Annotated in this window: 12 protein-coding genes; 11 read left to right on the top strand and 1 reads right to left on the bottom strand. The window is 39.6% G+C overall.

Features of this window, described 5'->3' with window-relative positions:
* Positions 1 to 8: 8 nt before the first annotated feature.
* The 4 genes from aroA to AC4HCY_RS06420 are packed head-to-tail and all read left to right on the top strand — an operon-like array spanning position 9 to position 4,080.
* The gene (aroA, locus tag AC4HCY_RS06405) at positions 9 to 1,298 is read left to right on the top strand and encodes a 3-phosphoshikimate 1-carboxyvinyltransferase (RefSeq protein WP_491095619.1); all 1,290 of its coding nucleotides are present in this window, start codon (positions 9 to 11) and stop codon (positions 1,296 to 1,298) included.
* On the top strand, positions 1,279 to 2,370 hold the full coding sequence (aroC, locus tag AC4HCY_RS06410) for a chorismate synthase (RefSeq protein WP_491095620.1): 1,092 nt from the start codon (positions 1,279 to 1,281) through the stop codon (positions 2,368 to 2,370). The genes aroA and aroC overlap by 20 nt, the downstream gene beginning before the upstream one ends.
* Positions 2,370 to 3,515 carry a shikimate dehydrogenase gene (gene aroE, locus AC4HCY_RS06415; protein WP_491095621.1) on the top strand — a complete coding sequence of 382 codons (1,146 nt, stop codon included), beginning with the start codon at positions 2,370 to 2,372 and terminating at the stop codon, positions 3,513 to 3,515. The genes aroC and aroE overlap by 1 nt, the downstream gene beginning before the upstream one ends.
* A gap of 37 nt (positions 3,516 to 3,552) precedes the next feature.
* Positions 3,553 to 4,080 (top strand): shikimate kinase, encoded by a 528-nt coding sequence (locus AC4HCY_RS06420; protein WP_323431313.1) that lies wholly within the window; start codon positions 3,553 to 3,555, stop codon positions 4,078 to 4,080.
* A gap of 108 nt (positions 4,081 to 4,188) precedes the next feature.
* Here AC4HCY_RS06420 and AC4HCY_RS06425 read toward each other — a convergent pair whose 3' ends face one another.
* A complete protein-coding gene (locus AC4HCY_RS06425; protein WP_491095622.1) occupies positions 4,189 to 5,940 on the bottom strand; it encodes a sigma-54 interaction domain-containing protein in 1,752 nt (583 codons plus the stop codon).
* Between the two features lie 243 nt (positions 5,941 to 6,183).
* Between AC4HCY_RS06425 and AC4HCY_RS06430 the strand changes: the two genes are divergently transcribed.
* The 7 genes from AC4HCY_RS06430 to AC4HCY_RS06460 all read left to right on the top strand — a co-directional run bounded on the left by AC4HCY_RS06430 (position 6,184) and on the right by AC4HCY_RS06460 (position 15,665).
* Entirely contained in the window at positions 6,184 to 6,963 is a 780-nt protein-coding gene (locus tag AC4HCY_RS06430) for an SDR family NAD(P)-dependent oxidoreductase (protein WP_323431315.1), read from the top strand.
* 28 nt (positions 6,964 to 6,991) lie between these two features.
* On the top strand, positions 6,992 to 8,395 hold the full coding sequence (gcvPA, locus tag AC4HCY_RS06435; protein ID WP_323431316.1) for an aminomethyl-transferring glycine dehydrogenase subunit GcvPA: 1,404 nt from the start codon (positions 6,992 to 6,994) through the stop codon (positions 8,393 to 8,395).
* A 27-nt stretch (positions 8,396 to 8,422) separates the two neighbouring features.
* On the top strand, positions 8,423 to 9,988 hold the full coding sequence (gene gcvPB / locus AC4HCY_RS06440) for an aminomethyl-transferring glycine dehydrogenase subunit GcvPB (protein WP_323431317.1): 1,566 nt from the start codon (positions 8,423 to 8,425) through the stop codon (positions 9,986 to 9,988).
* A gap of 116 nt (positions 9,989 to 10,104) precedes the next feature.
* On the top strand, positions 10,105 to 11,214 hold the full coding sequence (locus tag AC4HCY_RS06445) for an ATP-NAD kinase family protein (protein WP_491095623.1): 1,110 nt from the start codon (positions 10,105 to 10,107) through the stop codon (positions 11,212 to 11,214).
* A 302-nt stretch (positions 11,215 to 11,516) separates the two neighbouring features.
* Positions 11,517 to 12,503, top strand: coding sequence for a 1-aminocyclopropane-1-carboxylate deaminase/D-cysteine desulfhydrase (locus tag AC4HCY_RS06450; RefSeq protein WP_323430734.1), 987 nt, complete (start codon positions 11,517 to 11,519; stop codon positions 12,501 to 12,503).
* 219 nt (positions 12,504 to 12,722) lie between these two features.
* The gene (locus AC4HCY_RS06455; protein ID WP_442916638.1) at positions 12,723 to 14,099 is read left to right on the top strand and encodes an ABC transporter permease; all 1,377 of its coding nucleotides are present in this window, start codon (positions 12,723 to 12,725) and stop codon (positions 14,097 to 14,099) included.
* Between the two features lie 15 nt (positions 14,100 to 14,114).
* Positions 14,115 to 15,665, top strand: coding sequence for an ABC transporter permease (locus AC4HCY_RS06460; RefSeq protein WP_491095624.1), 1,551 nt, complete (start codon positions 14,115 to 14,117; stop codon positions 15,663 to 15,665).
* The last annotated feature ends 5 nt before the right edge of the window (positions 15,666 to 15,670 follow it).

Raw genomic sequence — 15,670 nt, forward strand, 5'->3', positions numbered from 1 at the left:
GTGAACCCATGAAAAGCGTAAAAATAATGCCATCAAAGCTTCAAGGCACAATAAATGTACCTCCCTCAAAAAGCATGGCGCACAGGGCCGTGATCTGCGGAGGTCTTGCAGCAGGTAAAAGCTGTATATCTAATATTGACCTTTCTGATGATTTGATAGCTACAATAGAAGGCATGAAGGCTCTCGGATCAGAAATTGAGAAAAGCAGCAGGGGCTTTATCATAAACGGCACCAAATTTCTGGGTAATGCAAATGCTGATTTCACCAGTGTTATTGATTGCAATGAGTCAGGAACTACACTGAGGTTGCTGATACCTATTTCTCTTGTAAAAGAAAACAGTGTTGTATTTGCAGGCAGGGGAAATTTGGGCAAGAGGCCGTTGGACTTATATTATGAGATATTTGAAAAGCATGGTATAAGCTATGAATATGGGAAGGATGGGTTGAAACTCAAGGTAAAAGGAAGCATGAAGCCGGGAGAATATAAAATAAGGGGAGATGTAAGCTCCCAGTTTATAAGCGGCCTTTTGCTGACGCTTCCCTTGCTTGAAGGAGATTCCAAAATAGTGGTTACAACAAATATGGAGTCTAAGGGATATGTAGATTTAACCATGGATATGCAAAAAAAGTTTGGTATAGATATACAACAAAACAAATCCGGGGAGTTTTATATCAAGGGCAACCAGATATACAGGCCTGTGGATTACGCTGTAGAGGGTGACTTCTCCCAGGGAGCATTTTACCTTGTTGCCGGAGCTTTAGGAAACAATATAACCTGTAAGGGGCTAAATATAGATTCTCTCCAGGGAGACAAAGCCGTATTAGAAATAATCCAAGCTATGGGGGGCAGAGTCGAAACCCGGGGAGATAGTATACAGACGCATGGAGCTGATACTCACGGTATTGTAATTGATGGGTCACAATTTCCAGATATAATACCCATACTTGCGGTATTAGGAGCTTTAAGCCGCGGCACGACCAAAATAGTCAATGCAGAAAGACTCAGGATAAAAGAATGTGACAGATTGAAAGCCATATGTGAAGGGCTTGGCAATCTGGGAGCAGATATCAGGGAGCTGGAAGATGGTCTTATTATCAACGGAAGGGAATGCCTGGACGGAGGTGTGGCAGACAGCTGGAATGATCACAGGATCGCTATGTCCTTAGCCATTGCTTCCACAAGATGCAAAAATGCTGCAACAATCACAAACAGCCATGCAGTGAAAAAGTCTTATCCTGGTTTCTGGGATGATTTCAAAAGTTTGGGAGGCAATACAGATGAGTGGAATATGGGGTAAAAACATCAGACTTTCTATATTCGGAGAATCTCACGGCAAAGCAATAGGGATAAATATTGACGGACTGCCTCCGGGCTTTGAGATAGATATTGAGGGCATCAAGCAGGAAATGGCAAGAAGAGCGCCGGGTAAAAGCATTCTTTCCACCTCCAGAACGGAGGAAGATGAGTTTGAAATAATCAGCGGATTTTTTGATAACAGGACAACGGGGACACCTCTATGCGCCATTATAAAAAATACCGACAAGATATCGGCTCACTATTCGGAAATCCAAGCAAAAATGAGGCCCGGTCATGCTGATTATACAGGTTATGTGAAATATAAGGGCTTTAATGATTATAGAGGCGGCGGTCATTTCTCCGGCAGGATAACGGCTCCCCTCGTATTGGCAGGGGCTATAGCAAAGCAGATATTGGAGGAAAGAGGAGTAGTCATAGGGAGTCATATACAAAGCATAGGAAGCATAAAAGATGACGCTTTTGATCCCGTGAACATTGACGCACAAACTTTAAAAGCTATAAAAGACAAGGAGTTTCCGGTAATAAATGATAAAATAGGTGAAAAAATGAAGGAGGCTGTTCTATCAGCAACGGAACAGGCAGACTCATTGGGAGGGATTATTGAATGCGCTGCCGTCAATGTACCGGAAGGGCTTGGAGATCCATTCTTTGACTCTGTAGAAAGCAGTCTGTCCCATTTGCTGTTTTCAATACCCTCCGTCAAGGGCGTAGAATTTGGCGCAGGCTTTGACATCGCATATATGAAAGGGTCGGAAGCTAATGATCAGCTATATATTAAAGACGGCGTTGTAAAGACATATACTAATAATAATGGGGGTATCATAGGAGGAATAACTTATGGAATGCCTCTGATTTTCAGAGCGGCAATTAAGCCGACTCCATCTATAGGAAGAGAACAGAGGACAGTTGATATAAAGGAAAACAAGAATACGAGCATACAGATAACGGGGAGGCATGACCCCTGCATAGTACCCAGAGGGTTGCCTGTTATAGAAGCTGCTGCGGCTTTGGTGCTGTTGGACTATATGCTCTTTGAAAGCAGGGTGGAATAATGGGAGATATTGAAAGTCTAAGACATGATATAGATGAAATAGACAAACAGCTTACAGAGCTTTTTGAAAAAAGAATGAATATCGCAGCGGAGGTTGCCAAATATAAGGAGAAGCATAATCTGCCCATACTGGTCAAGGAACGGGAAAACGAGGTTATAGCTAAGAACCTTTCAAGGCTAAAAAATAAAAATATTGAGAAAGAGACGAAGGAGTTTTTTGAGTATCTGATGACCATAAGCAGAAAATACCAAGCTGCGAAAATATCACCTATGTCAAACCCCCCGGAATCATCGAGTGTTAAAGTGCCTATGAGCAATTTATATGGGCTTATAGGAGAAAGGCTGGGTCATAGCTTTTCCCCGGCTATACATTCAATAATAATGCAAAAGCTTGACATAAAAGGCTGCTATCATTTGTTTGAGATTGAAAAGGGCAGCCTCAGGCAGGCTTTTGACGGCCTTAAGCATTTGAACATAAAAGGTGTGAATGTTACCATACCCTATAAGATAGAAGTAATGGAATATCTGGACGAAGTATCACGGGAGGCAAAAGAAATAGGCGCGGTAAACACAATATGCTTCAAGGAAAACAAAGCATACGGGTTCAATACAGATTACTACGGCTTTGGAATGATGCTGGATAAAATGAATTTGAGCTTACAGCACAAAAAGGCCGTGGTATTAGGGGCAGGCGGTGCTGCCAATTCGGTGGTGCAGTATTTGAAGGACAACGGAATAAAAGAGATAGCTTTGGTAAGCAGGAATAAGGCTTCTGCAAAATGCAAATTCAAGGATTTGGATATATACAGCTATGAAGAAGCAGATTTGCTGCGATCCCATGATATGATAATAAACTGTACACCTTGCGGTATGCATCCCAATATAGATGTGTGCCCGGTACCCTCTGATATGATAGGAAAGTTTTCTTATGCCATAGACCTGATATATAACCCCATTGAAACTTTATTCTTAAAATATGCGAGAGAGAAGGGCTTGACGGCAGCAAACGGATTATACATGCTTGCAGGCCAGGCGGTGAAATCCCAGGAGCTGTGGAATGGTATAGAGATTCCCATATCTATGGTAGATGAAATATATGGGCAGAGTGTAGAGCTCAGGGATCAGAACTCAGAACTCAGGGGCTAGGGTATTCCTTACGGGTCATGGGGAAGGCGGTGATACGATGGGCGGAAATATAGTGTTGATTGGTATGCCGGGATGCGGCAAATCAACAATAGGCAAGAGGCTCGCAGAAAGGCTTGATATGGAATTTTGCGGTATAGATGAATATATAGAAAAAAAAGAGGCAAGAACCATTTCTGATATTTTTAATTACGGTGAGGAATATTTCAGAGAAATAGAAAAAAAGGCGGTGGTGGAAGTATCAAAGATACACCCCCGAGTCATAGCCACAGGGGGCGGCGTTGTGCTAAATTATTGCAATATCAGGGCTTTAAGGGAAAATGGCATAATAATTTTTATTGACAGGAACCTTGATGATATATTATCAGATGTGGATATATCCGGGAGACCTCTCCTTAAAAAGGGCAAAGGGCAGCTAAGGATCTTATATGAGGATAGAATCGAGCTTTACAAAAAATATTGCGATATACAGATCTTGAATGATAAAGGGATTGATCAGGTTGTAGATGAGATTATAGAAGCCATCAGGGACAAAGAACACGGAAGAGGAACGGAGAACACGGATTAACGCGGATTATCGCACGGATTTACACGGAGAAGTCATTATATTAAAGCAGAAATATTTGGACAGACTAACATAATACACTTTCCGTGCAAATCTGTGAATAATTCAGTTTTAATCCGTGTTCTCCATCTTACATTTCTCAATATTTTTCAGTTTCCTGTACAGGGTCCTGAGCCCTATGCCCAGCTCTTCCGCCGCCAGGGCCTTGCCTTTTACATCCCAGCCATGCTTGTCCAGGGACTGCTTGATCATCTCCAGCTCTACGTTTTCAACCTTTGATTTTATGGATTCCTTTGCTTCCTTATTGAGCTGAGAATATTTATGGGGTATATCCTCAATAGTGATTGTGCCTTCTGCCATATTGACGGCATATTCAACGATGTTTTCCAGCTCTCTTATATTGCCCGGCCAGGAATAATCCATAAAGAAATCCATGACCTCCTGAGAAAAGCCGGGTATCTTTTTATTCAATCTGTGATTATATTTTTTCAGAAATTCTTTGGCTAAGGAGCCTACATCCTCTTTCCTTTCTTTTAAGGGGGGAAGATTGATGGGTATTACATTGAGACGATAGTACAAATCTTCTCTGAATTTTTTTTCCTTGATCAAAGCTTCAAGGTCCTTGTTAGTAGCAGCAATAACTCTTATATCCACCGGTATGGATGATATTCCACCCACCCTTTCTATGGTATATTCCTGCAGCACCTTCAGAAGCTTGGCTTGCATGGGCATGGGTATCTCGCCTATTTCATCGAGAAAAATCGTGCCTTTCTGGGCCAACTCAAACCTTCCCGGCTTGCCTCCCTTTTTAGCTCCGGTAAAAGCCCCTTCTTCGTAGCCAAACACTTCGCTTTCGAAAAGGCTTTCGGGTATGCTTGTACAATTGACCATTACAAAAGGTTGATTTGCCCTGCTGCTCTCAAAGTGTATTGCTTTTGCCAAGAGCCCTTTGCCGGTTCCGGTCTCTCCTGTAATTAAAACAGTTGAAGAGCTGTTGGCTATCTTTCTTACTTTCTTCTTCAAATCCCTTATGGCAAAGCTGTCGCCTTTGATATCCTCCAGGCACCTATCCTTGTTTGCCTTGTGGTCGGACTTCTTGCTGTACTTGGTTTCTCTATCCTGGCTTATCCTTATAGCCGCACCTATAAAGGCGCCGTTATGGATTATAGGCATGCTGCTTACAAACATATATTGACTGGTTATTCTGGCTATTTCGTTTTGGATCTCTTCGCCCTTCATTATCCTGCTGTTCATATGCTCAGGAAATATCTGACGCACTGTCTGAGTATATAGGCTGCAGAAGGAGAACAGCTTTAGGGCGGAATCGTTTCCATAGGAGACGGAGCCTGCGCTGTCAATGATGATCATGCTGTCATCGCAGATGTTTAAAGCACATTGCAGCATCTCTTCCATAGCCAGAGTTTTTCGTGTTTTATCCTTGTTGTATATCATATTTGAAATCAAAACCGTGATCTCATTCAGAATTTTAGTATATAAATCAATATTATGGGCTATTTTATCGTGGCCGGTTTTTGTGAAGGAGGTTAATGCTATTACTCCTATTGGGAGTTCCTCTATCTTGATGCAGTTCAGGAGCTCTATTGTAGCAGGACAATGTTCCCTGAAGCGGCAGCCTATGCAGGATTTCATATAACCGGGCTTGTTTACCAATATGTTGCCATTCAAAATTACCTCCTCAATAGAGGGGGCATGGACTGAACTGCCCTTTCTTTTAAGGTATTGAGTAGTACTGGCTATTAGATTGCTTTCGGTGTCAAAAACCGCACAATCAAGATTTAGTGCATCGCTTATTATTTGTATAATAGTTTTCAACATATCCTTATGATTCTCTAGATAACTCATCCTATCACCTCTCCCTTTAATTATATATCCTATAGACGCTAATGACAATTGATATGACAAAAATGACACATAAATATATTGCCGCATTTAAATGCTTGTCCCCCGGCTTTTGCTGGAAGCCTTGAAAATCTGTGATCCGGACTATGATTATCATGGAGGAAAAATATTACTTCATAAAAAAGGTTTTGGCACAGAATGTGCAAATATATATGTATAAGAATAATTTTTCGAGGAGGGCTTAAGATGTTGCAAAAAAAGGATATCCTGAATTTGGAGGGAAAGGTGGCAGTTATAACCGGTTCTGCTTCAGGAATAGGCTTGGGAACTGCGGAGCTCCTTTCAGCATATGGAGCAAAGGTGGCAATGGTAGATATAAGTCCTAAAGGGGAAGAAGCGGCTGAAAGAATACGTAAAGAAGGAAGGACAGCAGAATTTTTTAAATGTGATGTTACTTCTTTGGAGGATGTCAGAAAAACCGTAGAAAATATAAAAAGCAAATTTGGCAGAATAGATATACTTTTTAACAATGCGGGAGTTACCGTAAGAAAAACCGTAGTGGATTTGGAAGAAAAGGAATGGGATTTTGTAATAGGTGTTGGGCTAAAAGGAACATATCTCATGTCAAAATTCGTTATCCCTGTTATGGCAGAGATTGGCGGAGGCAGTATAATAAATACCGGTTCAGGCTGGGGCCTCAAAGGCGGCGATAAAGCTGCGGCTTATTGCGCCATGAAAGGCGGTATAGTAAATCTCACCCGTGCTATGGCTATTGATCATGGACCTCAGAATATCAGAGTAAACAGCATAAACCCCGGAGATACAGATACAGCAATGCTGAGAGATGAAGGAAGACAATTGGGCTGTGAAGTAAATGCGTTCCTTAAGGACTCAGCTAAGGGAAGACCGCTAGAAAGGTTAGGAGTGCCTGAGGATATAGCAAATGCAGTATTATTCCTCGCAAGCGATCTATCCTCTTGGGTCACCGGAATAGCTTTGGTAGTCGATGGCGGTGGAATAGCATAATTATTTTTATATACTGGAGGAGAATAATATGGCAATAAAAGGTTTTAAGAATCACCCTTATATACCCAACTCTGTTCCTGAGGTACAGCAGGAAATGCTCAGAGAAATTGGATTAAACAGTTTGGAAGAACTTCACGAGGAAGTGCCTCAGGAATTGAAACTGACAAAAAACATGAACCTTCCTAAAGCCTTTAAATCTGAATATGAGCTCAGGAGGCATGTTGAGGGATTGCTAAAAAAGAATAAAAACTGCAAGGATAATATCAACTTCCTTGGAGCAGGCTGCTGGCAGCACTATGTGCCAGCCATATGTGATGAAATCAATTCAAGAGGTGAATTCCTCACCGCGTACGGAGGAGAGCCTTACAACGACTTTGGAAGATTCCAAAGCTTGTTTGAATATCAAAGCCTTGTGGCAGAATTGGTTGATATGGAAGTTGTAAACGTACCTACCATGGACTGGTCACAGGCTGCTTCCACAGCCCTAAGAATGGCATCCAGAATAACAGGTAGAAAAGAAGTGCTGGTTCCTAAGGCTATGTGCTGGGAAAAATATCTGGCAATGAAGAACTATTGCGATCCGGATATAGCTTTAGTCCCAGTAGAGTATGACAAAAATACAGGACTTATGAACTTAGAAGATTTAAAGAAAAAGCTAACCTCGAAGACTGCGGCAGTATACTTCGAGAATCCTTCCTATTTGGGCTTCATAGAGGTAAATGGGCAAGAAATATCAGATATGGCTCATGAAGCAGGTGCACTCAGCGTAGTAGGCTTGGATCCAAGCTCTCTCGGAGTATTGGAGCCGCCGGTGAAATACGGGGCCGATATAGTATGCGGAGACTTGCAGCCGCTAGGAATCCATATGAACTATGGAGGAGGTCAATCCGGCTTCATGGCTACTATGGATGAAGAAAAATTCGTTATGGAATTCCCGTCAAGACTTTTCGGTATTGCACCAACTGTTGTTGAAGGAGAATATGGCTTTGGCGATGTAGCCTATGATAGAACCTCCTTTGGTCATCATAGAGAGCACGGTAAGGAGTATGTAGGCACCCAATCAGCTCTGTGGGGGATAACGGCAGGGGTCTATCTTGCAACAATGGGGCCCAAGGGAATGGAAGAATTGGGGCAGAATATACTTCAGAAGTCACAATATGCAGTTAATAGGCTAAATGAAATAAAAGGTGTTGTCGGCTCCAGATTCAACTCTGTTAACTTTAAAGAATTTGTTGTGGATTTCAATGCTGCAGGAAAGACAGTAAAGGAAATAAATAAAGAGCTGCTTCAAAAGGGAATATTCGGAGGCAAGGACTTATCCTCAGAATTTCCTGAGCTAGGTCAATCTGCGCTTTACTGTGTTACTGAAATTCATACTAAAACAGATATAGACAAACTTATAACAGCCATAGAAGAAATCCTTCGTTCCTAGTGGATTTGGCAGAAAGGAAGGTTATTTATGAAAAGAATTAATAGAAATTTTAAAGTAAGAAATTTTCATCAGGCTAAATGGGATGAGCCAATAATATTTGAACTAAGCAAAAAAGGCGAAAGAGGCATATTGGTGCCGGAAGCAGAAGAAGAAATAGTAAAGACTGTTGGTGATGGAGTATCTGCATTGCCTGAAATAATGAAAAGAAAAGAAGCCCCGAAGCTCCCTGAAATTTCACAACCAAGAGTTCTGAGACACTATACCAGATTATCTCAAGAAACTCTAGGCGCTGATGTAAATATAGAAATCGGTCAGGGGACCTGTACGGTAAAATACAGTCCGAAGATAAATGAAGCTTTAGCTAGAATGCCTGAAATGACGGAGCTTCACCCTTTGCAGGATGAAGATACAGTCCAGGGAATATTGGAGATAATGTATAAAACAGATATTTATATGCGAGAAATATCGGGCATGGATAGGTTCAACTTCCAGCCCAGCGGCGGAAGTCAAGCTATTTTTGCCTTGGCATCAATAATTAGAGCCTATCATAGAGAAAAGGGTGAAGAAGTTCAGAGAGACGAGATAATCACAACCATATATTCACACCCATCAGATGCTGCTGCACCTGCTGTAAAAGGCTACAAGATTATATATATTCATCCCGATGAAGAAGGATATCCGGATTTTGAAGCCTTTAAGGAAGCTGTAAGTGAGCGCACTGCAGGCTTCATAGTAGCAAATCCTGAAGATACGGGCGTATATAATCCTAGAGTAAAGGAATTTACCGATCTTGTTCATAAAGCAGGAGGCCTTTGCGGATATGACCAGGCCAATGCCAACGGACTATTAGGAATTACCAGAGCAAAGGAAGCTGGCTTCGATATGTGTTTCTTCAATCTTCATAAGACCTTCTCTACCCCTCATGGCTGCGGCGGCCCTGCTGTAGGTGCTACCGGAGTGACTAAAGAACTGGAGAAATACCTGCCGGCACCCCTTATAGATTATGATGGAAAGAAGTATTTCTTAAATTATGAGATTATGAACAATCCTTACAGCATAGGCAAAGTAAGGCTCTTCAATGGCGTAGCTCCGGTTGTGCTGAAGGCTTATGCATGGATAATGTCCATGGGAGCTGAAGGCCTGTATGAAGTAGCAAAGATCGCAGTCTTAAACAATAACTATCTATTCAAGAAGCTTATGGAGGTAGAATGTGTAGATGCCCCCTATATCAGAGGCAAGCAAAGAATTGAGCAGGTCAGATATACTCTGGAGAAGCTTACTCAGGATACAGGCATCACAAGTGGAGATATACAAAGAAGAATGATGGATTTTGGCATGCATTATTGGACCAGCCATCATCCCTACTATATACCCGAGCCGGCTACCTTGGAGCCTACTGAGACACCCTCTAAGGAAGATTTGGATGAATACATCGATACCCTGAAGCATATTTTCAAAGAGGCCTATGAAAACCCTGAAATAATAAAGACGGCACCACATAGAAGCGTGTGCCATCAGGTAGATGAGTCAGGCATGGATGATCCGGCTAAGTGGGCCATAACCTGGAGAACCTATTTGAAAAAATATAAATAATTAAAACTCAGGATTCAGAACTCAGAGCTCAGGAGATTAGGGCTGGGCTCTGGGGTCTGAGGACGGAAACCACAGAAAAACACGGAATATTGAACGGATTAACACGGAGGGAAAAGATGAAAAAGCTAGGCTTGATAATCAATCCCATAGCAGGCATGGGGGGCAGCGTAGGGCTGAAGGGCACGGACGGAGTTTTGAATAAAGCCCTCGAGCTTGGAGCATTGCCCAGAGCTCCTCAAAGGGCTAAGAAGGCTCTGGAGGAGCTGCTGGGCATAAAGGATGAAATAGAGATTCTCACCTGCAGCGGCAGCATGGGCGAAGAAGAAGCCCTTGAGCTGGGCTTTAATGCAAGACTGGTATATGAGCAAAACTGCTCCGGTACCTCCAGTTCCGATACACTGGCAGCAGGCAAAGCCATGCTGTCGGAAGGTGTGGACTTGATACTTTTCGCCGGAGGCGACGGGACAGCGCGAGATATGTACAAGGCAATAGGAGATAAAGCTGTGGTAATTGGCATCCCTGCAGGTGTAAAGATCCACTCTCCCGTATATGCGCAAACCCCGTCAAAGGCGGGTGAACTGGCAAGGCTATACCTTTCAGGACGGATAACCAAAGTAGAGGAAGCGGAAGTCCTTGATATAGATGAGGATGCCTATAGGGCAGGAAAAGTGAACACAAGCCTTTATGGATATCTTAAAATTCCCTACGAGAAAAAGTATGTCCAAAACAGAAAGTCCGGAACCCCGATGAGCCAACAAGCATCACAAAGTGCTATAGCTTTCGATATAATAGATAATATGGAAGATGGAATATACTATATTATCGGGCCTGGCACTACTACAAGACCAATTATGGAAAATTTGAAGCTGCCCTTCACTCTTTTGGGAGTGGATGTATTGCTTAATAGAGAGCTCTTTGCCCTTGATGTGGCAGAAAAGCAGCTTATGGATATAACAAGCAAAAATAAATGCAAGCTGGTTATCACGCCCATAGGCGGCCAAGGCTACCTATTTGGAAGAGGAAACCAGCAGTTAAGCTACAAAGTATTAAAAGCCGTAGGAAAGGAAAACATTATTGTTGCGGCCACCAAAGAAAAGCTTAGTCAATTGAAGGGAAATCCTTTCCTGGTTGATACTGGTGATGAAGAAACCGATAAGATGCTCGGCGGATATATAGGAGTAATTACAGGCTATAGAGAAAAAACCATATATAAAGTAAAAGCTTAAAATCCCCCAGAAATATTTCCAGGGGATTTTATTTAATATGATTCTTGTATTTATGAATAATTAGAGACTCTTAATGATTAAGACAATGGGTACTTTCTTTTAATTAAAGTGTTTAATTAAAGGGGTTTAAAGGAAGTGTAATTCTCCCTTAAAGCCCCTTTAATATTTTTTGCTCCAAAAGAATACTTATATTTTCTCATCAAAAGGCTGGTATGGATTTTGCATATAAGTTATATAGAGACTTATTAACATAATAAAAAGGAGGTTAGAATTTATATACATATATAATTATGAGGTGAAATATGAAAGATATAAGAGCTAAGCTTAATTCGGTAAAAAAGGTAAGTATAGGATGTTTTCCAACTCCGGTTCATAGAATCACAAACTTTGAAAAAGAACTTAATTATAAAAAAATATATATAAAAAGGGATGATCTTACAGGTGTAGGACCTGGAGGAAATAAAATAAGATGCTTGGAATATATATTCCAAGAGGCATTGGATAAGAAGGCAGATACAATACTTGTGTCCGGTCCTGTACAGTCAAATTTATGTACTATTGCTGCATGCGCATGTAGAAAAATGAATTTTGACTGCATCAGTATTTTTAATGGAGATAAGCCCGAAGATATAAAAGGAAATATGCTTCTTGATGAATTGATATCTTCCGATGCCCATTATATAGGCAAAGTAACTGAAGAAGACAGAAGCAAATATGTAGATGAGTTAAACATGAAGCTAAAAAATGAAGGAAAAAATCCATACATAATAAAAAATGGAGCATCAACAGGTTACGGAGCTATGGGATACGTTAATGCCATAATAGAACTGCAGCAGCAATGTTGGGATTTAAATATAGGAATCAAAGAAATTTTTGCTCCCGGAGCAAATGGCGGAGTTGCTGCGGGACTAATATACGGAAATGCTCTTCTTGGAAGCCCGTTTAAAATCAATATTATAAGTGTTGAATATGAGAATAAAATATTGAATGAAAATATCATGGAAATAATTAAGGAAATAGAAGCAATAACGGACATACCGTTTAATTACAATCTAAAGAATGTATGTAATCTTGTAGATGATTATAGGGGAATGGGATGGGGCTTAAACACTGATGAAAGCAAGGAAATGGTTTTTGATTTTCCTAAAAAAGAAGGAGTTTTTATTGAGAATATATATACAAGCAAGGTTTTAGTAGGGATGTTTGACTTAATAAAAAAATCTAAAGTCAATGGAAGTGTATGCTTTATACATACGGGTGGCTTTGGCTCATTGTTTGGTCAGTTTTGACTTATGTATGCACGCCACTTACATATCTATGCTAATACGGTATTTAGGCATCTGTTACCTCTGGTTAGTGTCTTCAAACCAGACATGAAAGTATATCCAGTTTAATCCAATGGAACTTTTTAAAAAATTATTATGCTAGGTGGTGTTAAATTGAACAACATAAATAAAGAAGCTTTGTACGGAGCTTTTATTAAAAATATAGTAACAAATTATAAAAAGATGATTAGAAAGCCTGTTTATTCTATAGTACTTCTAATACTTGGACTGCCTACTGCTATGATAGTTTTAATGAAACATGTTTTTACTTCTAAAGACAATGCTTATTGTGATTTAAAAAACAAAATATATAAGGAGCTTATGGACTGCGGTGAAAAAGACAGGCTATATGATGAAGCTGCTTCTTCATACAGAAAGAAGCTTGAATTCCTAAATAAAAATATGAAGGAAGCTGCTTTTGAGAATGAGGTTAAAAAGATAACAGAAAAAAGATTTAATGAAATGGTTGAGTACGAATTGGATAAGCAGTCATCAGAGAATAATATATATCCATCAGGAATTCATGACACATTCTATAAGCTTCTGGATAACAAAGCTTTTTTTGCTATATCTTTTATAACTTCGATTTTTATGTATATGCTCATACTTATTTATGGGAATCCATATTTAAAGTATATAATCGAAAGACTTCTTATGATGATATTTGTTGTATTTGGTGTTGCATTCTTAGTATTTACCATATTATACATGTCTCCATCGGACCCTGTCATAAATATTTTGGGGCAAGAAGCAACTCAAGAGCAAATAATGGCCTTTAATAAAGCTTATGGCCTTGATAAATCCTATTTTGAGCAGCTGCTTAATTTCTTTAAAAGTCTTATAACCTTTGATTTAGGGAAATCCTATGTAGGCAATGAAAATATTTTTACAGCCATTATGAGAAAATTCCCTATAACTTTACAGCTAACATTTGCCTCATTAGCTGTAGCTATTATAATTGCAATACCCTCGGGGATTATTTCTGCTATTAACCAATACTCCTCTTTTGACTACATTTTTATGCTAATAGCTCTTATTGGACTTTCTATACCAAATTTTTGGCTGGGATTGATATTGATTTTGAACTTTTCAATTAAGCTAAATTGGCTTCCGGCAACATTTTCAGCCTCTAATTGGCTTTCATTTATAATGCCGGCTATTGTTCTTGGAACAGGACTGTCTGCTACTGTTGCCAGAATGACACGTTCCTCTATGCTTGAAGTGAAATTTCAGGACTATATTTTAACTTCAAGAGCCAAAGGGTTAAGCGAAAACAGGGTAATAATCAAGCATATATTAGGAAATGCTATGATTCCTATAATTACGGTTATTGGTATTCAGTTTGGAGGGATGATGGGAGGCGCGGCTGTTACGGAAAAGGTATTTAATATAAATGGAATAGGAAGCTATATTGTAGATAAGCAATTTATACCTGATATACCGGTAGTATTGGCTGGAGTTGTATATGTAGCAATAGTAATAAGCATAATTAATCTTATAGTAGATTTGCTTTATGCATTTTTAGACCCTCGCATTAAGTCTAAAATGAAAAATTATTAGGGAGGGTGGTTGTAAATGAGCAATACGGTCAAAAAAAATAAAAGCATTAATGAACATGAAAGAAACAAAGAATATGTTAAGAGAACTACTAGCAGGAAATTAAATAGATTTCAAGAGTATACAACTATTAATTTTGCTTGGGGAGCATCTCTGATACTATTTTTTATATTGCTTTTTAATGGCTACAATATAATCGATAAAACAGTAAACCAAGGCCTGCTTCTATTTTCATTCATATACTTAGCGGAAGGAATTATCCAATTTATAATTTCTGCTGCCTTGAAGAAAGAAATAATTGAAGGCAGCGAAATAAAAAAATCTACAAGAATTAAAGGTTACCTGATGATATTGTTTGTACTCAGTGGCAATATTTTTTCAGCTATAGCAGGCTTTACTCTTATTAAGAAGAAAAAAACCATTGAGTATACCATATCAATATATATGTTTTTGGTTTCTATTTGCATAATGCTTGTTTCCGCACTGAATTTATTTAAGGATAATGTAGCTGACACATTTATGATAGGAATGGGTATTTTGTTTGCAAACGCTTTATTTTATCTGTTTTGCATGATAATGGCAGGAAAATATTCAGATAGCAAAAATGTAGATAAGAGAATTATACCAATTGTGGTGATATTGATTCTTACTTCTATTACAGGAAATATATTTGCTTTGCTTTTGGCTTCAGTGCTTATAAGCAAGTATAGGCATAAAGATAAGGAAACTGCGGTGGAATGGATAGATATTGTTAATAGGCTGTTTAGAAATAATATGTCTGTAATAGGAGTTTTTGTAATTGTGTTTCTAATTTCATTATCATTATGCAGTTATCTTACCTTTGATTATTCTATAGCTGTAGAAAATAACTATAGCGCAATACTTCAAAAACCCAATATAAAATATCCTTTCGGAACAGATAACTTTGGCAGATGTGCTTTCTCAAGGATAGTTTTTGGAGCCCGAATTTCTCTTATTATAGGAATAGCGGTAACCGTACTGCCTATGTTCATGGGGGGAATGCTTGGAGCTGTGTCAGGATATTATGGAGGTAAATTAGATAATGCAATTATGAGGTTTATGGATGTATTATATGCTGTTCCGAGTATTTTGTTAGCAATCGCTATAATAGCTTCTTTCGGGACAAGCACTTTTAATCTGGTAATGGCGCTTAGTGTAGGCTCTATAGCTGTGTATGCAAGGACTGTAAGAGCAACTGTAATGAGAATATCCAGCTCAGAATATGTAGAAGCAGCTAGAGCTTGTGGCGCAAAGGACATATTAATAATAGTCAAACATATTATACCTAATTCGTTAGCTCCCATAATAGTGAGGGCTACTATGGGGATTGGTACGGCAGTATTGTCCACAAGCAGCTTGAGCTATTTGGGACTAGGTGTTGAGCCTCATATACCTGAGTGGGGAAATGTATTGAGGATAGGAAGTATGTATTTGGAAACGAATCCCTATTTGGCAATATTCCCTGGGTTAGCAATAATTACAATAGTGTTGGCCTTTAATTTCTTTGGTGATGGTCTTAGAGATGCGCTAGACCCAAAACTTAAATAAGGGGG

The sequence above is a fragment of the Lutispora sp. QWL-02 genome, from assembly GCF_058315355.1.

Bases quoted from the DNA above. Each gene is read 5' to 3' on its own strand.
- aroA (WP_491095619.1), top strand. From the start codon at position 9: ATGAAAAGCGTAAAAATAATGCCATCAAAGCTTCAAGGCACAATAAAT.
- aroC (WP_491095620.1), top strand. From the start codon at position 1,279: ATGAGTGGAATATGGGGTAAAAACATCAGACTTTCTATATTCGGAGAA.
- aroE (WP_491095621.1), top strand. From the start codon at position 2,370: ATGGGAGATATTGAAAGTCTAAGACATGATATAGATGAAATAGACAAA.
- AC4HCY_RS06420 (WP_323431313.1), top strand. From the start codon at position 3,553: ATGGGCGGAAATATAGTGTTGATTGGTATGCCGGGATGCGGCAAATCA.
- AC4HCY_RS06425 (WP_491095622.1), bottom strand. From the start codon at position 5,940: ATGAGTTATCTAGAGAATCATAAGGATATGTTGAAAACTATTATACAA.
- AC4HCY_RS06430 (WP_323431315.1), top strand. From the start codon at position 6,184: ATGTTGCAAAAAAAGGATATCCTGAATTTGGAGGGAAAGGTGGCAGTT.
- gcvPA (WP_323431316.1), top strand. From the start codon at position 6,992: ATGGCAATAAAAGGTTTTAAGAATCACCCTTATATACCCAACTCTGTT.
- gcvPB (WP_323431317.1), top strand. From the start codon at position 8,423: ATGAAAAGAATTAATAGAAATTTTAAAGTAAGAAATTTTCATCAGGCT.
- AC4HCY_RS06445 (WP_491095623.1), top strand. From the start codon at position 10,105: ATGAAAAAGCTAGGCTTGATAATCAATCCCATAGCAGGCATGGGGGGC.
- AC4HCY_RS06450 (WP_323430734.1), top strand. From the start codon at position 11,517: ATGAAAGATATAAGAGCTAAGCTTAATTCGGTAAAAAAGGTAAGTATA.
- AC4HCY_RS06455 (WP_442916638.1), top strand. From the start codon at position 12,723: ATGATTAGAAAGCCTGTTTATTCTATAGTACTTCTAATACTTGGACTG.
- AC4HCY_RS06460 (WP_491095624.1), top strand. From the start codon at position 14,115: ATGAGCAATACGGTCAAAAAAAATAAAAGCATTAATGAACATGAAAGA.